This window comes from Streptomyces sp. NPDC054834, assembly GCF_053611185.1.
In genome coordinates this window covers 1-23,361 of record NZ_JBSGZV010000081.1, presented here as the reverse complement: position 1 = coordinate 23,361, position 23,361 = coordinate 1, and the positions used below count along the sequence as shown (strand labels likewise).

The 23,361-nt window shown below is 69.2% G+C and carries 18 protein-coding genes; 12 read left to right on the top strand and 6 right to left on the bottom strand.

Going from position 1 to position 23,361, the window contains the following annotated elements; translation table 11 throughout:
- Positions 1 to 202 precede the first annotated feature (202 nt).
- The gene (locus ACWGJM_RS47195; RefSeq protein WP_453417970.1) at positions 203 to 1,594 is read right to left on the bottom strand and encodes a cation:dicarboxylate symporter family transporter; all 1,392 of its coding nucleotides are present in this window, start codon (positions 1,592 to 1,594) and stop codon (positions 203 to 205) included.
- 153 nt (positions 1,595 to 1,747) lie between these two features.
- Here ACWGJM_RS47195 and ACWGJM_RS47190 point away from each other — a divergent pair, with 153 nt between their 5' ends.
- The 6 genes from ACWGJM_RS47190 to ACWGJM_RS47165 all read left to right on the top strand — a co-directional run bounded on the left by ACWGJM_RS47190 (position 1,748) and on the right by ACWGJM_RS47165 (position 8,267).
- The gene (locus tag ACWGJM_RS47190) at positions 1,748 to 3,400 is read left to right on the top strand and encodes a sensor histidine kinase (protein WP_453417969.1); all 1,653 of its coding nucleotides are present in this window, start codon (positions 1,748 to 1,750) and stop codon (positions 3,398 to 3,400) included.
- Positions 3,397 to 4,098: a response regulator gene (locus ACWGJM_RS47185; protein WP_453417968.1), complete on the top strand. Its 702-nt coding sequence runs from the start codon at positions 3,397 to 3,399 to the stop codon at positions 4,096 to 4,098. Before ACWGJM_RS47190 ends, ACWGJM_RS47185 begins: the two co-directional genes overlap by 4 nt.
- A gap of 113 nt (positions 4,099 to 4,211) precedes the next feature.
- Positions 4,212 to 5,585, top strand: coding sequence for an extracellular solute-binding protein (locus tag ACWGJM_RS47180; RefSeq protein ID WP_453417967.1), 1,374 nt, complete (start codon positions 4,212 to 4,214; stop codon positions 5,583 to 5,585).
- Positions 5,582 to 6,454: a carbohydrate ABC transporter permease gene (locus ACWGJM_RS47175; RefSeq protein WP_453417966.1), complete on the top strand. Its 873-nt coding sequence runs from the start codon at positions 5,582 to 5,584 to the stop codon at positions 6,452 to 6,454. The genes ACWGJM_RS47180 and ACWGJM_RS47175 overlap by 4 nt, the downstream gene beginning before the upstream one ends.
- 1 nt (position 6,455) lies before the next feature.
- Positions 6,456 to 7,298: a carbohydrate ABC transporter permease gene (locus ACWGJM_RS47170; protein ID WP_453417965.1), complete on the top strand. Its 843-nt coding sequence runs from the start codon at positions 6,456 to 6,458 to the stop codon at positions 7,296 to 7,298.
- 345 nt (positions 7,299 to 7,643) lie between these two features.
- Positions 7,644 to 8,267 carry an XRE family transcriptional regulator gene (locus ACWGJM_RS47165; RefSeq protein ID WP_453417964.1) on the top strand — a complete coding sequence of 208 codons (624 nt, stop codon included), beginning with the start codon at positions 7,644 to 7,646 and terminating at the stop codon, positions 8,265 to 8,267.
- A gap of 154 nt (positions 8,268 to 8,421) precedes the next feature.
- On the opposite strand, the gene ACWGJM_RS47160 is transcribed toward ACWGJM_RS47165, so the two are convergent.
- Entirely contained in the window at positions 8,422 to 9,447 is a 1,026-nt protein-coding gene (locus ACWGJM_RS47160) for an ATP-dependent 6-phosphofructokinase (protein WP_453417963.1), read from the bottom strand.
- Between the two features lie 215 nt (positions 9,448 to 9,662).
- On the opposite strand from ACWGJM_RS47160, the gene pta reads away from it, so the two are divergent.
- The 3 genes from pta to pyk all read left to right on the top strand — a co-directional run bounded on the left by pta (position 9,663) and on the right by pyk (position 14,554).
- On the top strand, positions 9,663 to 11,807 hold the full coding sequence (gene pta / locus ACWGJM_RS47155) for a phosphate acetyltransferase (RefSeq protein WP_453417962.1): 2,145 nt from the start codon (positions 9,663 to 9,665) through the stop codon (positions 11,805 to 11,807).
- On the top strand, positions 11,804 to 13,015 hold the full coding sequence (locus ACWGJM_RS47150) for an acetate kinase (protein WP_453417961.1): 1,212 nt from the start codon (positions 11,804 to 11,806) through the stop codon (positions 13,013 to 13,015). Before pta ends, ACWGJM_RS47150 begins: the two co-directional genes overlap by 4 nt.
- Positions 13,016 to 13,123: 108 nt before the next feature.
- Complete coding sequence (gene pyk / locus ACWGJM_RS47145) at positions 13,124 to 14,554, top strand: pyruvate kinase (RefSeq protein WP_453417960.1); 1,431 nt, start codon at positions 13,124 to 13,126, stop codon at positions 14,552 to 14,554.
- 304 nt (positions 14,555 to 14,858) lie between these two features.
- Here pyk and ACWGJM_RS47140 read toward each other — a convergent pair whose 3' ends face one another.
- Positions 14,859 to 15,569: a hypothetical protein gene (locus ACWGJM_RS47140; RefSeq protein ID WP_453417959.1), complete on the bottom strand. Its 711-nt coding sequence runs from the start codon at positions 15,567 to 15,569 to the stop codon at positions 14,859 to 14,861.
- A 2-nt stretch (positions 15,570 to 15,571) separates the two neighbouring features.
- A complete protein-coding gene (locus tag ACWGJM_RS47135) occupies positions 15,572 to 20,581 on the bottom strand; it encodes a ricin-type beta-trefoil lectin domain protein (protein WP_453417958.1) in 5,010 nt (1,669 codons plus the stop codon).
- Between the two features lie 452 nt (positions 20,582 to 21,033).
- On the opposite strand from ACWGJM_RS47135, the gene ACWGJM_RS47130 reads away from it, so the two are divergent.
- Complete coding sequence (locus tag ACWGJM_RS47130) at positions 21,034 to 21,471, top strand: glutaredoxin domain-containing protein (protein ID WP_453417971.1); 438 nt, start codon at positions 21,034 to 21,036, stop codon at positions 21,469 to 21,471.
- Here the strand turns inward: ACWGJM_RS47130 and ACWGJM_RS47125 are convergent.
- Together ACWGJM_RS47125 and ACWGJM_RS47120 are read right to left on the bottom strand one after the other, a co-directional pair.
- Positions 21,422 to 21,835, bottom strand: coding sequence for an ATP-binding protein (locus ACWGJM_RS47125; protein ID WP_453417957.1), 414 nt, complete (start codon positions 21,833 to 21,835; stop codon positions 21,422 to 21,424). The two genes, ACWGJM_RS47130 and ACWGJM_RS47125, sit on opposite strands and share 50 nt — an antisense overlap.
- Positions 21,832 to 22,056, bottom strand: a complete 225-nt coding sequence (locus ACWGJM_RS47120; protein WP_453417956.1) for a hypothetical protein — start codon at positions 22,054 to 22,056, stop codon at positions 21,832 to 21,834. Before ACWGJM_RS47120 ends, ACWGJM_RS47125 begins: the two co-directional genes overlap by 4 nt.
- Before the next feature lie 132 nt (positions 22,057 to 22,188).
- On the opposite strand from ACWGJM_RS47120, the gene ACWGJM_RS47115 reads away from it, so the two are divergent.
- Entirely contained in the window at positions 22,189 to 23,052 is an 864-nt protein-coding gene (locus ACWGJM_RS47115; protein ID WP_453417955.1) for a helix-turn-helix domain-containing protein, read from the top strand.
- Positions 23,024 to 23,224, top strand: a complete 201-nt coding sequence (locus tag ACWGJM_RS47110; RefSeq protein WP_453417954.1) for a DUF397 domain-containing protein — start codon at positions 23,024 to 23,026, stop codon at positions 23,222 to 23,224. The genes ACWGJM_RS47115 and ACWGJM_RS47110 overlap by 29 nt, the downstream gene beginning before the upstream one ends.
- Positions 23,225 to 23,361 lie beyond the last annotated feature (137 nt).

The window sequence follows — 23,361 nt, the reverse complement described above, 5'->3', positions numbered from 1 at the left end:
GCCGCCGCGGTCAGTGTCCTGAACGCGGCGGGCGTGCCCGCCTCCACCGCCACCGCGCTGGTGGCGAAGCTGAGCGAGTAGGTCGCGAAAAGAGGCCTCCGGGCGGCTGAGCTTACGGGGGGAGTCTCAGCCGCCCGGAGACGGTTCGTCCGGGCGCCCGGCCCGGGTTCAGGCGGGGCCGGACGCCCGGGGTATGGGGGGCTCAGGCCTTGGCGAGTTCCTTGTCGCCGCCCTGGCGCGGTTCGGGCAGATCCGCGGCCGGCGCGGACGCGCCCTCGTCCAGCAGGGTCGTCTCGTCGAACGGCAGCTCACCGGCGAGCACCTGCCGGACGCGGTCCCGGTCGATCTCCTTCGTCCAGGTGCCGATCAGGACGGTGGCGACGGCGTTGCCCGCGAAGTTCGTCAGGGCGCGGGCCTCGCTCATGAAGCGGTCGATGCCGACGATCAGGCCGACGCCGTCGACCAGCGCGGGCTTGTGCGACTGAAGACCGCCGGCCAGCGTGGCCAGACCGGCGCCGCTGACGCCCGCCGCGCCCTTGGAGGCGAGCAGCAGGAAGAGCAGCAGCGGGATCTGCTCGCCGACGGACATCGGCGTGCCCAGGGCGTCCGCGATGTAGAGCGACGCCATGGTCATGTAGATCATCGTGCCGTCGAGGTTGAAGGAGTAGCCGGTCGGGACGGTGATGCCGACCACCGGCTTGCTGACGCCCAGGTGCTCCATCTTCGCGATCAGCCGCGGCAGCGCGGACTCGGAGGAGGAGGTGGACAGGATCAGCAGGAACTCCCGGCCCAGGTACTTGAACAGCGAGAAGATGTTCAGGCCGGTGATGACCCGCAGCAGCGCACCGAGCACGACGAAGACGAACAGGACGCAGGTCAGGTAGAAGCCGAGCATGAGCACGGCGAGGCTCTTCAGCGCGTCCACACCGGCCGAGCCGACCACCGCGGCGATGGCACCGAAGGCACCGATCGGGGCGGCCCACATCACCATGGCGAGGATGCGGAAGACGAGCCGCTGGATGTGCTCGACACCGCGCAGCACCGGCTGCCCGACCGGCCCCATCGCCTGGAGCGCGAAACCGGTGAGCAGGGCGACCAGCAGGGTCTGGAGCACCTGGCCCTCGGTGAAGGCGGAGACGAAGGTCACCGGGATGATCGACAGCACGAAGTCCACCGGCGGCAGCGCGTCGGCGGACACCTGGTCGTGCCCGGACGCCTTGATCGCGTTGGTGATGTGCAGCCCGTCGCCCGGGTGCAGCACGTTGCCGACGACGAGACCGATGGTCAGCGCGACCAGCGACATCACCGTGAAGTAGCCGAGCGCGATACCGCCGACCGCACCGACCTTGGCGGCCTTCCGGACCGACCCGATCCCGAGCACGATGGTGCAGAAGATGATCGGCGAGATCATCATCTTGATCAGGTTCACAAAGCCCGTGCCCAGTGGCTTGAGTTCGACCCCGGTGTCGGGCCAGATCAAGCCCACCGCGATACCGAGCGCCACCGCGACGATCACGGCTATGTACAGGTAATGAGTGCGGTCCCGCTTCGCGGCGGGTGCGGCAGGTGCCGTATCGGAAGTGCTGGCGGCCACGGCTGCCCTCCTTGACGTCTTCGTCGGCTAACACCGGCGTGCGGCTCACGTCCGGGCGTTATAGGGGAATGCCAGTGACTATCTCCCGCCGTGTGAGGGCGGTCACCCTTCCGTTCATTTAGTTCACGCTTACCTCGGAGGCACACTGACGACATGCGAGTTCCAGCCATCCCGAGGCCCCGCAGCCTGGCCGGCCAGCTGTTCGCCATGCAGGCCGTGCTCATAGCGGTGGTCGTGGCCGGATACGCGCTGTTCACCTACGTCAGCGACCAGCGGCAGGCCGAGGAGGCGGCGACCCGCCAGGCGACGGCCGTGGCCCGCTCCATCGCGGACACCCCCTCCGTACGGGCCGCGATCCACGCGCCGGACCCGTCGGCGCACCTCCAGCCGTACGCCCTCCAGGTCATGCGCGACACCGGGGTCGACTTCGTCACGATCATGACCCCGGACGGGATCCGCTGGACCCACCCCGACAAGAAGCAGCTCGGCAAGCGCTACCTGGGCCACATCGAGGACGCCCAGCAGGGCCGCACCCACTCGGAGACCTTCACCGGCACCCTCGGCGCCTCCGTCCGCACGGTGACGCCGGTGATGGAGAACGGCCACGTCATCGGCCTGGTCAGCGCCGGCATCCGGGTCGAGGCGATCAGCCGCCGCGTCCAGGAACAGGTCACGGCCCTGTTCGGCGTCGCCATCGGCGCCCTGCTGCTGGGCGCGGTCGGCACGTACGTCGTCAACGCCCGCCTGCGCCGCCACACCCATGGCATGAACGCGACCGAGCTCAGTCATGTGCACGACTACCACCAGGCCGCCCTGCACGCGGTGCGGGAGGGGCTGCTGATGCTGGACGGGCAGTACCGGGTGGCGCTGATCAACGACGGCGGGCGGGAGCTGCTCGGGGTGGGTCCGGAGGGCGAGGTGATGGGCCGGTCGGTCGCCGACCTCGGCCTGCCCGTGCCGCTGACCGGCGCGCTGCTGGCGTCGGAGCCGAGGGTGGACGAGGTGCACCTGACGGCTGACCGGGTGCTGGTGGTGAACACCTCACCGGTGTCGGGCGGCGAGCGCCGGGGCACGGTGGTCACCCTGCGCGATGTCACCGAACTCCAGTCGCTGATGGGCGAGTTGGACTCCGAGCGCGGTTTCACACAGGCCCTCCGCTCGCAGGCCCACGAGGCCGCGAACCGCCTCCACACGGTGGTCTCCCTGATCGAGCTGGGCCGTGCGGAGGAGGCGGTCGACTTCGCGACGGCGGAACTGGAACTGGCGCAGGCGCTGACCGACCAGGTGGTGGCGGCGGTGAGCGAGCCGGTGCTGGCCGCGCTGCTGCTGGGCAAGACGGCACAGGCGAACGAGCGGGGCGTGGAACTCCTGGTCTCGCCGGAGAGCCGGCTGGACGACGGAGTGCTCCCGGACGACCTCTCGGCACGGGACCTGGTGACCATTCTCGGCAACCTGATCGACAACGCGGTGGACGCGGCGCAGGGCAGCGCCAAGGCCCGGGTGACGGTGACGGCGTCCACCGACGACACGGACGAGCCCTCGCGGACTCTGGTGCTGCGGGTGGCGGACACCGGGACCGGTGTGGATCCCGCCCTCGCCGACCTGGTATTCCAGCGGGGGTTCTCCACCAAGCCGGCGGGCCCGGGCGGGCGGGGGCTCGGCCTGGCGCTGGTGCGGCAGGCCGTGCACCGGCTGCACGGGACCCTGTCCGTGGCGGAGGCCGACGGCGGCGGGGCCCAGTTCGAGGTACGGCTGCCGTTGCGTACGGCGGTCGGGCCGTCCCCGGTGTCTGGAGGCGACGTATGACGAACGAGCAGCACATCCGCGTGCTGGTGGTGGAGGACGATCCCGTAGCGGCGGACGCGCACGTCATGTACGTCGGCCGGGTGCCGGGCTTCACGGCCGTCGGCAAGGCGCACACCGGGGCGGAGGCGCGGCGGATGCTGGACCGTACGCCGGTCGACCTGCTGTTGCTCGACCTGCACCTGCCCGATGTGCACGGGCTCCAGCTCGCCCGGTCGCTGCGGGCGGCCGGGCATCACGCGGACGTGATCGCGGTGACGTCGGCGCGGGATCTGGCGGTGGTGCGGGAGGGGGTCTCGCTCGGGGTCGTCCAGTACGTTCTGAAGCCGTTCACCTTCGCCACACTGCGTGACCGGCTGGTCCGGTACGCCGAGTTCCGCGCCGCGGTCGGCGAGGCGAGCGGCCAGGACGAGGTGGACCGGGCGCTGGGGGCCCTGCGCGCCCCGGGCCCCGCGGCCCTTCCGAAGGGGCTGAGCGGGCCGACCCTGGAAAGCGTGACCGGCGCCCTGCGCGAGGCCTCCGAAGGGCTCACGGCAGCGGGCGTCGCGGAGGCCGTGGGGATTTCCCGGATCACGGCCCGACGGTATCTGGAGCACCTGGTGGAGGGGGCTCGGGCGGAGCGGAAACCGGTGTACGGACAGGTGGGGAGACCGGAGTTGGTCTACCGGTGGGTGAGCGCGGTGGAGCAGCGGCGACCGTGAGCCCGTGCGACGGCACTCACCGCTGCCGCGACCATTGACCTGACTAGACCATTCCTCTTACCTTCGCACCGCAGCAATCTCCGCGCCACAACGAAGTGCGTCCGCAGGAGGTCATGCCCGTGCGCCCCACCGCCGCCCTACCCCTCCTCCTCACCGCCGCCCTCGCCGCGACCGCCCTCACCGCCTGCGGCGGCGGTTCCGGCAGCGATCCGAACACGCTGAAGGTCTCCTTCAAACAGTCGACGGACAACTCCATCAAGGTGATGGACACCTACCTCGCCGACATCAAGAAGCAGTTCGAGAAGCAGTACCCCGGCAAGAAGGTCCAGCTCGTCCCCATCAAGGCCCCGGACTCGGAGTACTACACCAAGCTCCAGCAGATGCTCCGCTCCCCCAGGACCGCCCCCGACCTGGTCTACGAGGACACCTTCCTCATCAACTCGGACATCACGAGCGGGTACTTGAAGCCTCTCGACCCGTACCTCGCCAAGTGGAAGGACTGGAGCCAGTTCATCGACACGGCGAAGTCCGCGGCCAGGGGCGAGGACGGGAAGACGTACGGCGTCCCGGACGGCACCGACACCCGGGGACTCTGGTTCGACAGGGGAATCTTCGCCAAGGCCGGTCTGCCCGCCGACTGGCAGCCGAGGACCTGGGACGACGTCCTCGCCGCCGCCCGCACCATCAAGCGCAAGGTCCCCGGCGTCACCCCGCTCAACGTTTACACCGGCAAACCCGCCGGCGAGACCGCCACCATGCAGGCCTTCGAGATGCTGCTCTACGGCACGGGCGACGGCAGCACGGACCCCCTGTACGACAAGGCCACCAAGAACTGGGTCGCCGGCAGCCAGGGTTTCAAGGACGCCCTCACGTTCGTCGAGACCGTCTACAAGGAGAAGCTCGGCCCCGACGTCTCCGACGCCCTCGACCCCAACTACAGCACCACGGTCCGCGGCGAACTCCTCCCCCAGGGCAAGCTCGGCATCGACCTGGACGGCTCCTGGCTCCCGCAGGACTGGCTCCCCGGCAGCGGGCACGCATGGCTCGACTGGTCGAAGCGGCTGGGCCTCGCCACCATGCCCACCCAGCACGGCCAGGCCCCGGGCAAGGTGAGCATGTCCGGCGGCTGGACCTGGTCGATCCCGGCCAAGGCGGCCCATCCCGGCCTGGCCTTCGACTTCATCAGGACGATGCAGACGAAGACCAACGCCCAGAAGTGGTACATCGCCAACTCCGGTATCGCGGTACGGAAGGACGTGGCGAGCGACTCCTCGTACGCCACCGCCCAGCCCGGCATCAAGTTCTTCACCGACCTGGTCGCCAGCACCCACTACCGGCCCGCCTACCCCGCGTACCCGAAGGTCTCCACCGCCATCCAGGAGGCGATGGAGAGCGTGACCACCGGTGACGCCTCGGTCGACAAGGCGGCGAGCGCGTACGACGACGAACTGAAGCAGGTCACCGACGGCCAAGTGGTCAAGAAGTGACCCGGGGACATCCCAGCAGGGCCCTGCTCCGCGCCCTGCCCCTCACGCCCGCCCTCGCCCTCCTGCTGCTCTTCCTCGCGGGACCCATCGCCTACTGCGTCTACATCGCCTTCACCGACCTCCAGCTCACCGGCCAGGCCCACTCCTCCTTCGTGGGCTTCGACAACTTCCGTACGGCCTTCCAGGACGCGGCCTTCCGCAACGCGGTGTGGCTGACGCTCGTCTTCACGGTCCTGTCGTCCCTCGTCGGGCAGAACACCCTGGGCCTGGCGCTGGCCGGGCTGATGCAGCGGGCGTCGAAGCCCGTCCGTACGCTCACCGGCGGGGTCGTGATCACGGCGTGGGTGCTGCCGGAGGTGGTCGCGGGGTTCCTGCTCTATGCCTTCTTCCGGCGGGAAGGCACCCTGAACGCCATCCTGGACGGGCTCCATCTGCCGCGCCAGAACTGGCTGTTCACGCTTCCGATCCTGGCGGTGTCGTTCGCGAACGTGTGGCGCGGCACGGCCTTCTCGATGCTGGTGTACTCGGCGGCGCTGAACGAGATCCCCCAGGAGATCACGGAGGCCGCCGAGGTCGACGGCGCGGGCGGCCTGCGCCGCCTGTGGCACATCACGCTGCCGATGATCCGCCGCTCGATCGCCACGAACCTGATGCTCAACACCCTCCAGACGCTCTCCGTCTTCGGTCTGATCTGGGTGATGACGAGAGGCGGCCCTGGGGACAAGAGCCAGACGCTCCCCCTGTTCATGTACGAGCAGGCGTTCCAGAAGAGCATGATCGGCTACGGCACCGCGGTGGCGCTGCTGCTCCTGGTCGTCGGCTCCCTGTTCTCCGTCGTGTATCTGCGTCTGCTGCGGGCGGAGGTCTGAGATGGCCCTGCGTCGCGCCCTCCGTCGCCGTACGTCCCGTCGCCTGGCCGCCGACGCCGGACTTCTCTTCTGCGCCGCCGCCTTCGCGCTCCCGCTTGCCTGGGTGGTCCTGTCCGCGCTGGACGCTCACGCGGATCTCCGGGTGAAGGTCCCGGACGGTGTGACGCTCGGCAACTTCGACGCCGTGCTGAAGCCGGACATCACCTTCACCCCGCTGCTGAACAGCCTGGTCCTGTGCGGCGGCGGAACGCTGCTGACGGTGGTGTGCGCGGCGCTCGCGGCGTACCCGCTGTCGCGCTTCCGGTCGCGGCTCAACCGCCCGTTCCTGCTGACGATCCTCTTCACGACGAGCCTGCCGATCACGGCGATCATGGTCCCGGTGTACGCGCTGTTCGTGCGGGTGAACCTCATCGACACCACGCAGGGCACGGCCCTGTTCTTCGCCGCGTCCCAACTGCCCTTCGCGATATGGCTGATGAAGAACTTCATGGACGGGGTCCCGAAGGAGCTGGAGGAGGCCGCCTGGACGGACGGGGCGGGGACCCTCCAGTCGCTGGTGCGGATCGTGCTGCCGCTGATGGGCCCCGGTGTCGCGGTGGTGACCGTCTTCTCCTTCGTGATGATGTGGGGGAACTTCTTCGTCCCGTTCATGCTGCTGCTGACGCCCGATCAGATGCCCGCCTCGGTCAGCATCAACGAGTTCTTCGGCAATCGCGGGATGGTGGTGTACGGGCAGCTGGCCGCGTTCTCCGTCGTCTACTCGACGCCGGTGATCGTGCTGTACGTGTCGGTGGCCCGGCGGCTGGGCGGGGGATTCGCGCTGGGCGGGGCGGTCAAGGGGTGAGGCAGCGTACGGATCGAGCCGCCGTTTTCCCCTCCCCCGGACCGCTCTTCCGCCCCCGCTTCGCCCCGCTCACCTCGCCGTCCGGCCCGCGCCCCGCACCCGCATATGCCGCTCCACCTTGCCATTCCGGCCACCCACCCCCGGAACGTACGGTTCCAGCCACCCCGTCCCGGGCCGGAACCGCGCCTTCATACAGTCCGTGATCCTGGCCGAACAGTCCGTAGTCACCCCGCGCTCCCGCCCCCTAGTTTGAGCCGCGTGCGCCGACCGCCCTCAGTTCGACCGGATCAGCCAGGACCGCCTTTCGACGCCCCCGCCGCCCGACGACTCCGTACCGCCCTCGGCATGGGGCCCGCGCAGGTCGCCTACGGCATGCGCGCCTCGTACGGGCTGCCGTACGTCTCCCCCGACCTCGTCGTCGCCTGGGAGCGCGGGCTCACCTCGCCCAGCAACACCGAGCTCACCGCACTCGCGGCGGTGCTGTGGTGTTCACCGGGTGAGCTCATCGGCAGGCCGCGGACGCTGCGGGAGCACCGGATCGCCCGGGGGCTGGCCGCCGAGGACGTGGCCCTCGCCGTCGGGCTGGAGTTCCTCGCGTACCTGCGTATGGAGGAGAACGACGAGTGGCGCGGCACGGACCGGCAGTCGGCCGTCCTCGCCCACCTGCTGGAACTGTCGCTGCCCGACTTCGTCACCGTGACGGGGCGCGACCCCAGGCTGGCCGAGCTGCTCCGCAACGCCGTCACCACCCGCTGGCAGGCCTACGTCCGGCCGGTGGCCCGCCTGGTACCGCTGGACCGGCGGCTGCTCGAGGTGGCACTCAAGGAGTTGCACCGGGGGTACCAGGGGCTGACGGCGGCCACGCTCGGCTGGGGCGGCGGCGACGCGGGCGCCGACGACAGCGGGCAGGACTTCGCGGAGCGGATCGTCGAGCACTTCTGGACGGCGATCCGGCGGCAGACCGCCTGAGCGCTCCGCTGGATGTGCCGTGATGTGCCGTCGTTCGACTGCGGCGCCGTCGTGGCTGGTCGCGGAGTTCCCCGCGCCCCTTTGGGGCGCTGCCGAACCGTAGCGGACTTCGCCGAGCCCGCTCGGAAGACCGACTCCCTGGAAGACCGACTTCCTAGAAGACCGACTCCGCCTCGTCCATGCGGTCCTTCGGCACCGTCTTCAGCTCGGTCACCGCCTCCGCGAGCGGCACCATCACGATGTCGGTGCCGCGCAGCGCGGTCATCCTGCCGAACTCGCCGCGGTGCGCGGCCTCCACCGCGTGCCAGCCGAAACGGGTGGCGAGGACGCGGTCGTACGCGGTCGGGACGCCGCCGCGCTGGACGTGGCCGAGGATGACCGGCTTGGCTTCCTTGCCGAGCCGGCGCTCCAGCTCGTACGCCAGGGCGGTGCCGATGCCCTGGAAACGCTCGTGGCCGAACTGGTCGATCTCGCCCCGGTTGTAGTCCATGGTGCCCTCGACGGGGTGGGCGCCCTCGGCGACGCAGACGACCGCGAACTTCTTGCCGCGGGCGAACCGCTCCTCGACCATCTTGACCAGGTGGGCGGGGTCGAAGGGGCGCTCGGGCAGGCAGATGCCGTGGGCACCGGCGGCCATGCCGGACTCCAGGGCGATCCAGCCGGCGTGGCGGCCCATGACCTCCACCACCATCACCCGCTGGTGGGACTCGGCGGTGGTCTTCAGACGGTCCATCGCCTCGGTGGCGACGCCGACCGCCGTGTCGAAGCCGAAGGTGCGGTCCGTCGACGAGATGTCGTTGTCGATCGTCTTCGGGACGCCGACGACCGGCAGCCCCGCGTCGGACAGCATGCGCGCCGCGGTCAGCGTGCCCTCGCCACCGATGGGGATCAGCGCGTCGATGCCGAACTCCTCGACCATGTCGGCAGCTCCGTCGCAGGCCTCGCGCAGCCGGTCGCGCTCGAGGCGGGAGGAGCCGAGGATGGTGCCGCCGCGGGCCAGGATGCCGCTGACGGCGTCCAGGTCGAGGGTGCGGTAGTGGCGGTCGAGCAGACCCCGGTAGCCGTCTTCAAAGCCGATCACCTCGTCGCCGTACTGCGCGACCGCTCGGTGCACGACCGACCGGATCACGGCGTTCAGGCCGGGGCAGTCGCCGCCTGCGGTGAGAACTCCGATGCGCATCGTGCTGTGTCTCCTGCTCGCTGTGGGTACCGGTGAGCCAGTCCGATTGTTTCATGTCCCCACGGGCACTGCGGCTCCCGTCCTGACCTGGTGGCGACACGGCACTGACGGGCGCCTTATCCAGCTTCAGGGGTACTGTCAAGAGGGTTCTGCTCACCTCGGTGGGCGATTTTTCTGGCCCGAGACGGACCACGAGACCGAGAGGGAGAGCACACGTGACGCGCAGCGTGTACGTGACCGGGATCGATCGCGGCGACGGCCGCCAGGTCGTCGAGCTGGGAGTCATGGAGCTCCTGACCCGGCAGGTCGACCGGGTCGGTGTGTTCCGTCCCCTCGTCCACGACGGGCCCGACCGTCTGTTCGAGCTGCTGCGTGCGCGCTACCGGCTGTCGCAGGACCCGGCGACCGTCTACGGCATGGACTACCACGAGGCGTCCGCGCTCCAGGCCGAGCAGGGCACGGACGAGCTGGTGTCCGCCCTCGTGGACCGCTTCCACCTGGTGGCCCGGGACTACGACGTCGTCCTCGTCCTCGGCACCGACTTCGCCGACACCCAGCTCCCGGACGAGCTGTCCCTGAACGCGCGGCTGGCGAACGAGTTCGGCGCGTCCGTGATCCCGGTGGTGGGCGGGCGCAAGCAGACGGCCGAGTCCGTGCTCGCGGAGACCCGGAACGCCTACCGGGCGTACGAGGGGCTGGGCTGCGACGTGCTGGCCATGGTCGCCAACCGGGTGGTCCGCGAGGACCGGGACGAGATCGCCGAGCGGCTCGACTCCCGCCTGCCGGTGCCCTGCTACGTGGTTCCGGACGAGCCCGCGCTGTCCGCCCCGACGGTCGCGCAGATCGGCCAGGCCCTCGGCGCCAAGGTGCTGCTCGGGGACGACTCGGGGCTGGCCCGGGACGCGCTGGGCTTCGTCTTCGGCGGCGCGATGCTGCCGAACTTCCTCGGCGCCCTGACCCCGGGCTGTCTGGTGGTCACCCCGGGCGACCGGGCCGACCTGGTCGTCGGCTCGCTGGCCGCGCACAGCGCCGGCACCCCTCCGATAGCCGGGATGCTGCTCACCCTCGACGAGGTGCCGAGCGACGAGATCCTCACGCTGGCCGCCCGCCTCGCCCCCGGCACCCCGGTGCTGTCCGTGTCCGGCAACAGCTTCCCCACCGCGGAGCAGCTGTTCTCGCTGGAGGGCAAGCTGAACGCGGCCACCCCGCGCAAGGCGGAGACCGCGCTCGGCCTGTTCGAGCGGTACGCCGACACCGCCGGCCTGGCCAGGCGCGTCTCCGCACCGAGCAGCGACCGGCTCACCCCGATGATGTTCGAGCACAAGCTCCTCGAGCAGGCCCGTTCCGAGAAGCGGAGGGTCGTCCTCCCGGAGGGCACCGAGGAGCGCGTGCTGCACGCGGCCGAGGTGCTGCTGCGCCGGGGCGTGTGCGACCTGACGCTGCTCGGGCCGGTCGAGCAGATCCGCAAGAAGGCCGCCGATCTCGGCATGGACCTGGGCGACGCCCAGCTGATCGACCCGGCCACCTCCGAACTGCGGGACGCCTTCGCCGAGAAGTACGCGCTGCTGCGGGCCCACAAGGGCGTGACGGTGGAGCTGGCGTACGACGTCGTCTCCGACGTCAACTACTTCGGCACGCTGATGGTCGAGGAGGGGCTCGCGGACGGCATGGTGTCGGGGTCCGTGCACTCGACCGCGGCCACCATCCGGCCCGCCTTCGAGATCATAAGAACAAAGGGGGCCGCGCGAAGCGCGTCGGGCGGGGCGGTGGCGGGAGACGGGCGGGCCAAGCCCGAGTCGTCGATCGTCTCGTCCGTGTTCTTCATGTGCCTCGCGGACAAGGTGCTGGTCTACGGGGACTGCGCGGTCAACCCGGATCCGAACGCCGAGCAGCTGGCCGACATCGCCATCCAGTCGGCCGCCACCGCCCAGCAGTTCGGCGTGGAGCCGCGGATCGCGATGCTGTCGTACTCGACCGGTACGTCCGGTTCGGGCGCCGACGTCGACAAGGTGCGCGACGCGACCGAGCTGGCCCGCACGCGCCGGCCCGATCTGAAGATCGAGGGGCCGATCCAGTACGACGCCGCCGTGGAGCCGTCGGTCGCGGCCACCAAGCTGCCGGGCTCCGAGGTCGCGGGGCAGGCCAGCGTGCTGATCTTCCCCGACCTCAACACCGGCAACAACACCTACAAGGCCGTGCAGCGCTCGGCCGGCGCGATCGCCGTCGGCCCGGTCCTCCAGGGTCTGCGCAAGCCGGTCAACGACCTGTCCCGGGGCGCGCTCGTCCAGGACATCGTCAACACCGTCGCCATCACGGCGATCCAGGCCCAGCACCCCAGCGAGAAGGCGTCCGAGCTGTGAGCAGCCCCACCCGTGTCCTCGTCCTCAACTCCGGCTCCTCGTCGGTGAAGTACCAGCTGCTGGACATGCGCGACAGCAGCCGGCTGGCGGTGGGGCTGGTCGAGCGCATCGGCGAGCAGACCTCGAGGCTCAAGCACACCTGCGTCACCACCGGTGACACCCGGGAGCACAGCGGCCCGATCGCCGACCACGACGCCGCCCTCAAGTCGGTCGCCGAGGAGCTGACCAAGGACGGCCTCGGCCTGGACTCGCCCGAACTGGCCGCGATCGGGCACCGGGTGGTGCACGGCGGCATGTTCTTCACCGAGCCCACGGTGATCGACGACGAGGTGCTCACCGAGATCGAGCGGCTGATCCCGGTCGCGCCGCTGCACAACCCGGCCAACCTCACCGGTATCCGTACGGCCATGGCGCTGCGCCCGGACCTGCCGCAGGTCGCCGTCTTCGACACGGCGTTCCACACCACCATGCCGGAGTCCGCGGCACGCTACGCGATCGACCCGAAGATCGCGGACCGGCACCGGATCCGGCGGTACGGCTTCCACGGCACCTCGCACGCGTACGTCTCCCGGGCGACCGCGCGGCTGCTGGGCAAGGATCCCTCCGAGGTCAACGTCATCGTGCTGCACCTGGGCAACGGCGCTTCGGCCTCCGCGGTCGAGAAGGGCCGGTGCGTGGACACCTCCATGGGGCTGACGCCTTTGGAGGGGCTCGTGATGGGGACCCGGTCGGGCGACCTGGATCCGGCGGTCATCTTCCATTTGGCGCGTGTTGGCGGAATGTCCATGGACGAGATCGACACTCTTCTCAACAAGAGGAGCGGTCTGTTCGGTCTGTGCGGGGACAACGACATGCGGGAGATCCGCCGGCGGATCGACGAGGGGGACGAAGAGGCGCGGCTCGCCTTCGACGTCTACATTCACCGCTTGAAGAAGTACATCGGCGCCTATTACGCGGTGCTGGGACGGGTCGACGCGGTCGTCTTCACAGCGGGAGTCGGGGAAAACGCGAGCCCGGTGCGGGAGGCTGCCATCGCGGGCCTGGAGGAGTTGGGCCTGGCGGTGGACGGCGAGCTGAACGCCGTACGGGACGATCGGCCGCGGCTGATCTCGCCCGGGCACGCGCGTGTGGCCGTCGCCGTGGTGCCGACCGACGAGGAACTGGAGATTGCCACACAGACTTACGCACTGGTCGGAAAGAACAACTGAGGAATACACGTATACACGTCAGTAACACGCCTGAGCGCATGCGCGCCCATTTGTATCTTCCGCCAGACGGAATATTCCGTAGCGAAACAAACCGATAGGATCGCCCCCATGCGCCGTTCGAAAATCGTCTGCACTCTCGGCCCCGCGGTCGACTCCCACGAGATGCTCGTCTCCATGATCGAGGCCGGCATGAACGTGGCCCGGTTCAACTTCAGCCACGGCACGCACGCCGAGCACCAGGCGCGGTACGACCGCGTCCGGGCCGCGTCCAAGGAGACCGGCCGGGCCATCGGTGTCCTCGCCGACCTCCAGGGCCCGAAGATCCGTCTGGAGACCTTCGCCGAGGGTCCGGTCGAGCTCGAGCGCGGTGACGAGTTCGTCATCACCACCGAGAACGTACCGGGCGACAAGCAGATCTGCGGGACCACCTACAAGGGCCTGCCGGGTGACGTCGACCGCGGCGACCAGATCCTGATCAACGACGGCAACGTCGAGCTGAAGGTCCTGGACGTCGAGGGCCCCCGGGTGCGGACGATCGTCATCGAGGGCGGCGTGGTCTCCGACCACAAGGGCATCAACCTGCCCGGCGCGGCCGTGAACGTGCCCGCGCTGAGCGAGAAGGACATCGAGGACCTGCGGTTCGCGCTGCGCATGGGCTGCGATCTGGTCGCGCTGTCCTTCGTGCGGGACGCCAAGGACGTCCAGGACGTCCACAAGGTGATGGACGAGGAGGGCCGCCGCGTCCCGGTCATCGCCAAGGTGGAGAAGCCGCAGGCGGTCGAGAACATGGAGGACGTCGTGATGGCGTTCGACGGCGTGATGGTCGCCCGTGGTGACCTCGCCGTCGAGTATCCGCTCGAGAAGGTCCCCATGGTGCAGAAGCGCCTGATCGAGCTGTGCCGGCGCAACGCCAAGCCGGTGATCGTGGCGACCCAGATGATGGAGTCGATGATCACCAACTCCCGGCCGACCCGCGCCGAGGCCTCCGACGTGGCCAACGCGATCCTGGACGGCGCCGACGCGGTCATGCTGTCGGCCGAGTCGAGCGTGGGCGCGTACCCGATCGAGACCGTGAAGACGATGTCGAAGATCGTCGCCGCGGCCGAGCAGGAGCTGCTCTCCAAGGGCCTCCAGCCGCTGGTCCCGGGCAAGAAGCCCAAGACGCAGGGTGGTTCGGTGGCCCGTGCGGCCTGCGAGATCGCCGACTTCCTCGGCGGCCGGGGCCTGGTGGCCTTCACCCAGTCCGGCGACACCGCCCGCCGCCTCTCGCGCTACCGCGCGGCCCAGCCGATCATCGCCTTCACCACCGACGAGGGCACCCGCAACCAGCTGGCGCTCAGCTGGGGCGTGGAGTCGCACGTCGTGCCGTTCGTGAACAGCACCGACGAGATGGTCGACCTGGTGGACCAGGAGATCACCAAGACCAACCGCTTCAACCCGGGCGAGATCGTCATCATCACCGCCGGCTCGCCCCCCGGCGTCCCGGGCACCACCAACATGCTGCGGGTGCACCACCTGGGCGGCGACAGCAGCAACTGACGGCCGCCCCAAGGGGCTTGTACGGCGCTGAGGGCGCCCCCTTCTACAGGGGGCGCCCTCAGCTTCTTTTGCCGGGGTCAGCCGACGGTGACCGACTCCACAGGGAAGTCCGGGGCCAGGGCTGGGAGAAGTCGAACAAGGACGGACCCTCGTACACCCTGTCGGCCTCCTGCCACGCGGACGGGCCGGAGACGACGAAGCTGCCACCGTGCGGCTCGATCATCCAGGTGAACCCGGCATCGCCGCGGCGAGGTCATGGCGCTCCTTCGGCGTGTCCGTCTACCCTCCCCTGCGGCCCTGGACGTCAGTCGGCCCGGTCGTTGAGCCCCTCGGGTACGACCCACTCCGGGTAGCCGAAACGCTCACCGAGGGCGACGAGGCCCGGTCGGTCGGCCGGTACGTGGTACGCCTTCATGGCACGCAGGAACAGCCGGTAGCCGAGGTCCGCGCAGCACTCGGTGACCACCCGCTCCAGCGCGGAGACAAGGCCGGTCACCGGGGTGCCGAACGGCGGATTCTCGACCGCGAGGCTCAGTCGTTCCGCGACCGGGCGGATCACCTGGAGGACGGCCCGCCGAAGTTCCTCGTCCACCACGGGTCGCGGCGGCGGGGGGACGAACGCGGGATCGTTCTGGCGCACCCGGCCCAGCCACGCCTCTTCGGCCTTCCGCAGCCAAGCGCCGGCGCTCATACCGTGCTCCCTCGGATCGAAGACTCCGTGGGTGGCGGCGAGCCACACCGTGCGGATCGTCTCGTCCGTCAGCGGAGAGCGCAGCAGCCGCTGGACGTCCTGACCCAGTTGGGCGGCCTTCGAGCGGTCGAACTCGTCGACCGACGACTCCGCGATCTTGAGCCACACCGCGGCGGGGCCCTCGTCACAGTGAGACTGGACGTACTCCCTGTAGAGCTCCTCCAGCACCTCCCATCGCGACGCCAGCCAGGTCAGCCCGATGTCCGTCGTGTAGACGTCCTCGAGGAAGCCTCCCTCGGCGTCGCTCTCAGGCTCGTGTTCCATCGTCACCCCTCCAGATACGAGGTATACACGACCCACTTGGCCTGCCGGTGCTGAGCGACCTTCGTGCCGATGTACTTCAGCTGCACGACGACCCACCTGGACGTGACTTCGCTCTTCTGGGCAGTGTTGCCGGTCTTCACCCACTTGTAGCCCAGTGGTTTGCCCCCGGTCTCGATGTCCCTGACTTCCCAGCGGATCGTCTTGAGCTCGGTGGGCAGCTTCTTCCCCATCCTTTGCCCCTGTTTCCTCTCCCAAGAGGTGAGCTCCTCCAGGTGCTTCGGGCTGCGCTCGAGCCACTGGGTCATCGCCTTGTTGACGGCGTCCCGGGCGATGTCGGCATTGAACCAACGGGTGGCCACACCCTTTGTGGTCCTCGGGTCGAGAGCCTTCGCCTCCATCTGGGCGTCGGTCTTGGTCACGTGCTCGCTGATCGTGTGAGCCCCTTCGATGTTCTCATCGGCCACGATGTCCTCGCAGTTGTGGACGAGGACGCTCTGCGGGTGGGCGCCTTCGGTGCTGACGTAGAACGTGTGGATGCCGTCGACTGTCAGGTCGAAGACCTCCTGGGGCGCCAGGCCGGCCCGGTCCTTGACGGCCGTGACGGTCCGGAACGTCCCGTCCGGCGTGCGCAGGCTGTCGCCCACGTGCAGGGCGGAGACCAAGGTCCAGCCACGGCCCTCCACGAAGACCCGGTGGCCAGGCGTGCTGGACAGTCTCCCGTCGGCCACCGTGATGTCGACGAGCCGCCGGGTGTCGTGCCGCAGGGTGTCGGTCACCCGCCGGACCGACGGCCGGCCGGTCTCCGGGTCCGTCGCGCGGACCAGGTCACCGAGGCGTATGTCGCGGATCGCCTTGCGACTTCCGTCCCCCATGAGGACCTTGGTCTCGCCAGGGAAACTGTTCCTGGTGCACGCGGTCATCACGTCCTCATAGAGGTCGACCTCCCTCTCGATCGCGGCAACCGTCGCCGCGTCTATGCCGTCGATGGCCTTGAGCGCATTGAACGCGTCCCGGATGCCGATCCCGGTGGCGATCGATGCGTCCACAGCGCGCAGCGCTTCCGCGATGGGTCGGATGATCTTGCCCGCGAACAGGCTCGCGACGTCCAGGGACGCCCAGGCGCAGCCGCCCCAGCTTCCGCTCTCGAAGCCGGAGGTGAACTTCTGGGCGCATTTGATCCAGCTGCCGAAGAGGATGTCGATGGGATCGACGCCGTCCTGCCACTCGGCGATCGTGATGGTGTGCGTGACCTCCTGGGACAGTTCGTCGGTCTTGACCTCGCCCAGATAGGTCGTGGCATCGGTCGGGCACATGAGCTTCTGCGGGTCGATGCCCTCGGCGGCGCACAGGTACAGGCTGAGAACGGCCTTGTACCGGATCTTCGAGGTGATCGTGCAGTTGCCCCGATAGGCGAGGTGATCCCACCAGTGGTCGCAGCCGCCCGACTTGCTGACTACCTCCGGGTCGCCGATCTTCTCGATGTGGTCGACGACGTAGAAGACGTTGCCGATGGAGCCGTGCTCGTCGGTGACGGTTCCGTCGTCGATCTGCTTGGCCTTGGCCGCCTTCTCGGTCCGGTCGGCCGCTTCCTGGGCTTCCTTGGCGTACTTGTCGGCGTCCTTCGCCGCCTGTTCCGCTTCGGTCGCGGCTGCATCGGCGCGGTCGGCGGCGGCGCGGGCGTCCTTGGCGTCCTGTTCGGCCTGGGCGGCTGCGGAGCGGGCGGCTGCGGCGTCGAGTTCGGCGGCGTCGGCGGAGTCGCGGGCGTCCTTGGCGTAGCCCTCGGCGTTGTCGGCTGCCTTGTCGGCGGCTGCGGCGTCCTCGGCGGCTTGCTTGTCGTACTCGACAGTGCGCGCCAGTGAGTCCGCGGCGGCGGATGCGGCCTTGGCCGCGTCGGCCGCGTAGCCGAGGGCCTCCTTGGAGTAGGTGCGGGCGTCGGCCGCGTACTGGGCGGCGTTGGCCGCGTGCTGGTACGCCTCCTTCGCATCGCCCTTGGCCTGGTCGGCGAGGTTCTTGGCGGCCTGGGCCTCGGCGGCGGCGTTCTTGGCGTGGGCGTCGGCGACGGCCTGCTGCTGGTCGGCGATGGACTTCGACGCCTGTCCGGTCAGCACGACCAGGCCGGCGGCGGAGTCGGTGTCGACGTAGGCGGAGCCGAGCTGGATGGCGTCGTTGGCGGGGGCTGCGACCTGCTCGGCCGCCTTGCCGGCATCCACGGCGGCCTGGGCGGTGACGTGGGCGAACCCGGCGGCCTTGGCTGCGGCGGCCAGTGCCTTGCCGGCCTCCACGTTCGCCGCGTTGGCCTGGGTCTTGGCGTCCTTGGCGTGCTGCTCGGCCTCGTTGGCGAGCTTGACGGCCGTCTTGGCCTCGGCTGAGGCGTCCTGGGACGCCTTGATGGCATCCGCGGCAGCGCTGGTCGCGGTCTTCACCGCGGCGTCGGCCTTGAGTTTGTCGGCCTGGGCGGCGTCCGCGTCGGACCGGGCGCGCTTGGCCGCGGCTTCGGCGCGGGTCGCTGCCGCGTCGGCGTCGGCCGCCGCCTTGGTCGCGGCGTCGGCCTCGGAGCGGGCCTTTGTCGCCGCTGCCTCGGCGTCGTCAGCGGCCTTGTCCGCGTCGTTCGCGGCGGCGCGGGCCGCGTCCGCCGCATCCCCGGACTCCAGCTTGTCGGCGTAGGCGTCCTTGGCGTCGGCCTTGGCGCGGGCCGCGTCCGCCTTCTGCTCGGCGTCCCAGGCGTCGTCGCGCATGGCCTTGGCATGGTCCTTGGCCGTGACCGCGTCGTCGCGCTTGCCTTCGGCGGTCTTCTCGGCTGCCTCGGCCTTGTCCTTGGCGTCCTTCGCCTTCGTCGCTTCGGACTCGGCGTTCTTCTTGTGCTCGGCGGCCTCGGCCTGCTTGGCCGCCGCCGTCTCCTTCTCCGCCTTGGCCGTCTTCTCCTCGGCCTCGGCCGCGAGCCGCTTGGCGTGCGCGTCGGCGGCGGCCGCCTTGGCGTCGCCCTCGGCCTTCAGGGCGTCGGCGAGCTTGGCCTCCGCGGTCTCCTTGTCCTTCTTGGCGTTGTCCCGGTGGATTTTCGCGGCGTCGGCGGCTGCCTTCGCCTGCAACTCCGCGGTCTCGGCGGCCTTCTTGCGGAACTCCGCCTTCGACTGCGCGGCCTGAGCCAGGGCGCGCTGCGCGATGGTCGCGCTGTCCCCTGCGGCGGCGCGGGTCGCGGCCTCGGCCGTCTCACCGGCCTTCTCTATCGCCGTCAGCGCGGCAGCCGCGCCCTTGGTCACCTGGTCCTTCTGTAGACCCACCAGCAGGCCCCGGCCCCGGGGAGCACCGGCCGCATCGGCGATGCCATAGGCGGCCTGGACGGCCGTGTCCGAGGTGGTGGCGGCCTTCTGCGCGGCGGCCAGCTGCGTCTTGAGCACGGCGAGCTGCGCTTTCGCCCCCGCCTGAGCGGCGGCGACACCGGACTTGGCCTTGCTGAACTGGGCCTTGTCCGGGTAGCCCAGCTTGTCGTCCCCGTTGTGGTCCTTGGGCACGACCCGCAGCTTCTGCGCGTCGGAGCCGTTGCACGTGTAGAGCTGGGCGTCCTTGCCGTTGTCGAACGCCGCCAGGTTCACACACTTGCCCGTGGCTGCATTGCGTAGCCCGCCCGCGGCCCGGACGTCGAACCGCCACTGACGCGCCGTGCTGTCGCTGCAGGACCCGATCTGGATCTTCGTGCCGTTGGCACTGGCGCCGTTCAGCACCTCCAGACACTTGCCCGAATTGACGTTGCGCAGGGTGTAACCGCCCTCGTGGTGGCCATACAACTGCCACCTCTGAGCGCTGCTGTTGTTGCAGGTGTAGATCTGGACCGGGGTGCCGTTGGCCGTCCCGGATCCCTGCACGTCCAGGCACTTGCCCTTGGCCGCCGTCACCTGGATCTCCAGCTGGCCGTCACCGATCCAGCCGATGCCACCGGCACTCCAGTAGTCCTGCCAGCTCGTGAGGTGATCGGCGACCCAGGAGTGCCCCAGCATGTCACTGAGGGCCTTGGCTCCCTTGGACAGGGCGTTGACCGCATCCTTGTTCGCGTCGATGATCTGGTTGCGCTGGGTGGTCTGGGAGGAGATCTCCTGCTGCCACTCGTCTGCCGCGGTGGACGTGATGTCACCCAGCACGGCGTCCGGGTCGAGCGGGTCACGCCAGCCGCAGGAAGCGAACCGCGCCTTCACGTCCTCCACCGCGATCCGGTACTCCGGCGTGCCCGGCTGCGGGGCGGTGCGCGGGAAGCCGCCGGAGGAGAGGAAGATGCGGGCGTCGTCGGCACCCGCGTTGTAGCCGGGGCCGCCGTGCATCCACTCGAAGGCATGCTGTTCGGCCAGCGCCCGCTCCCGCTCGTCCTGACTCACGCTTGACGGGTCGGGAAGCTGCGTGTACTTCGAAGTGCCCAGGTCGTCGACGGCCTTAAGGGTCTTCTCGTTGGCTTTCGGGGTGGCGTCCTCGTAGAAGTCGGAATCGTTCTTCCAGAACCGGTCGGACACCCACTTGCTCAGACCGGTCTGGTTGTAGAAGCTCTGCTCGCCGTCGGGCGGCCAGTAGAAATCTGCACCGCTGAACTCGACGGGCTGCTCCAGACCCTGGAGCGGCTTCTCCCAGCTCTCGCGCTGAGCAGCGAGATCATCCATCTCCTTGCTCGCCGCATCTCGGTCCTTCTGAAAGGCGACCGCCAGCGGCGTCTGCTCCCAGTGCTCCCGGTTGGCCAGGACATGAAGCTTGTCGGCGGGCTGGTTGAGGCCGTCCTTCGCGATCGCGGCCATCGATGGTCCACCCAGCCGCAGCACGTCGGCCATCAGGCACTGGTCCTGGCGCAACTGCTCGGCGGCTGTGTCCTGGTACCAGGGCTCGGAGTCGGCGACCGGCTCGGCGTTCGGCCGGACCGAACCGGGCTGCACCGCCAGGCCGGCCACCACGGCCAGGGTGGCGACGGAGGTGACGGCGGAGGTGAACCTGCCTGATCTTCGTGAGGTGGGCAGGCGGAACCATGGTCTGGGCTGCAAGGAGCCATCCCTTTCTTCGTTGCAAGGGGGTGCGGGCCGTGGGACGGCCGAAGAGCAGGGAGCAGCGGTGTGTTCCTGAGGGTGCCTCAGGAACACGTGGCTTGCGCCGGATTCATGTGTGCGGACGCCTGGCACGACGGCATGGCGATGCAACCCCTCCCCGTGAGCGACGGCGTTCCCCCGGTCGCTGACTGATGTGCGCGTACGGAGTGGTCAGGCTCCGCTGGCGCGCGGCGACACTTTAGGCACACACAGAACGTCTCGTACAGATGTTCACTTCTGTCCGACGGGCTGGTGGCGTGAACCTTTCGGTAGGTCAGTCTGCTGACAGAGGTGCACATCCACAGGAGTAACTGCGTCTCCTTGTGAAGTTTCTGTGCACATGGACGCCTGGCGGGGCGCGACAGGCGATCACAGATGACCGGTTTTCGATCCCGATAGCCTTCGTCTTCGTGATGCGTGCTTGGATCTTGCCGATGCTGTTCGTGGTCTGCGGCTCAGTCGTTGCGAGCACGGTGGTCCTGAAGGGGAGCCCTGGCGCTGCCGTAGTGCTCCTGCTGGTGTTCGTGTTACTCGCAGGCCTGAACTCGCCTCTCGTCTTCCCGAGGTCGATCGGAGCCGCGGAAGCGCAACGCCGCAGCGCGGCTGACGGTCGGCCGGTCGTCTACTGGCGGCCGGGCTGTACTTACTGTCTGCGCCTGCGTATGCGGTTGGGCCTCCGCGCCCGCCGGTTGCACTGGGTGAACATCTGGCGTGACCCGGCTGGAGCCGCGGCGGTGAGGGCGGCCAACGAGGGCAACGAGACCGTGCCGACCGTCGTCGTGGCCGGCCAGCCCCACGTCAATCCCGATCCGGCATGGGTGCGCGGGCAACTCCCTCGTTCTGCGTGACCGGCTGTTGCCCCGGTTGGGCCAGCTCGCACCACACCGTCTTGCGGTCCGCTCCCTGCTCCACGCCCCACCGCCGGGCGAGTACGTCGACCAGCGTCAGACCGCGGCCGGACTCGGCCGTTTCTGAGGCGGCCAGGAGGGTGGGCAGCGCGCGTGGGTCCGGATCGGTGACCTCGATACGGGTGTGACCGAGGTCCGTTCCGGTGACGCGGACGGTCACGGGTGTGCCCTCGCCGAGGTGGTCGATCACGTTCGTCAGCAACTCCGTCGCGCACAGGCGGACTTCGAAGTCGAGTGCGCGAAGGTGGTAGCGGAGTTCGGGTACGGCCTTCGGGGTCGCGAGCAGGCTGAGTTCGAGCGTCATCGCTCGGCCGCCGACTTCCGGAGGGCGGCGGCGAGTGCGTGAGCCGTGGCGGTGTTGCAGTTTCCGAGCGCGACGAGGCCGGCGGGTGGCGTGTACCTGCCCGCGAAGCTCGGCAGGTCGGCAAGGAGGGAGGGCAGCGTGATGTCGTGCAGGGCGAGGGCGGCGCGGAGGTTCTCTACGCAGAGGGTGACGTCGTAGGCGGTGGGGGGCTGGTCGGGCATGGGGCGTTACAGCCTTCCGTGCGGTGTGTGACGAATACCTCACAGAGTGTCGCGTGGCTCGCTAGCGTGGAAGACGGTTCGCGTCCGCGACGTGAACAGTGGAAACGGCACGGTGAGTTACGGCGGTGGCGCGTGGTCCGACGCAAGGACATCGACGGTTCGATCAGCGTCCCCGATTTCTACGGCAAGGAGTTGCGGTGGAAGAGGGAGGCGGCGGGACTGTCGTTGGAAGCGTTTCTCGAAGGCAGCTTCTACGGCAAGACCTACCTCAGCGACATCGAGCGCGGGGAGCGACGCATGCCGATCGATCTGGCCCGGCATGCGGATCGGCTGCTGGGCACTGACGGGTTCTTCGAGCGGCGTTGCGAGGATGTACGGAAGGCGCGGAGGGCTGGGCACGCCGCGTACTTCGAGAAGGTCCTGGAGGCGGAGAAGCACGCTACGAGCATTGAGGAGTGGTGTCCCATGCTCCTCCCTGGGCTCCTTCAAACTCCGGCCTACGCCCGAGCCGTCATCCTGGCGGGTCTCCCGCTGTCCCCCGATGACGAGGTGGAAGAGAAAGTCCGCGCTCGGGTGGCGCGCGCCGACCTCTTCGAGGCGGATCACCGCACTCCTGAGTACTGGGTGATCCTGCATGAGTCCCTGATCACCGATCCGCTTCTGGAGGCCAAGGACATGGCCGAACAGTTGGACCGGATTGTGGAGTTGGCCGAGCGCCGGCGGATCACTTCGCAGGTACTACCGCGGAAGTGCGTGGCGCACCCGTTCATGACCGGCTCGGCGAAGATCATGTCCTTCGTTGATGCCCCGCCGCTCTTCTACACAGAGGCGCTGCACAGCGGTGACACCATCGATGATCCGGCTCTCGTGGGGGACTACCGTAAGTCGTACGATCGCCTCAGGGCGGTCGCACTGGCACCGGAGTCGTCTTTGGCGATGATCAAAACAGCGGCAGAGGATTACCGAAATGACAAGCAACCGGATCGACTTGAGTGACGCTCTCTGGTTCAAGAGCAGCTACAGCAACGCAACCGGCGGCGACTGCCTCGAAGTCGCCGACAACATCCCCGGCCTGGTCCCCGTCCGTGACTCCAAGATGCCCGACGGCCCCGCCGTGCTCCTCAGCTCCGCCGCCTGGGCCCCCTTCGTCGCCCTGCTCAAGAGGTGACCCAGGGGGCGACCCGAAGCCGCGAAGGACTGTGCCCCACCGGGTCGAAACCCGGTGGGGGCCCCGCCGTGGCCGCGCCCCGCAAGGTGCCGTGTGGGGCTACAACCCGCCGCCCGCGCTGTAATGGCGCCGCCCCG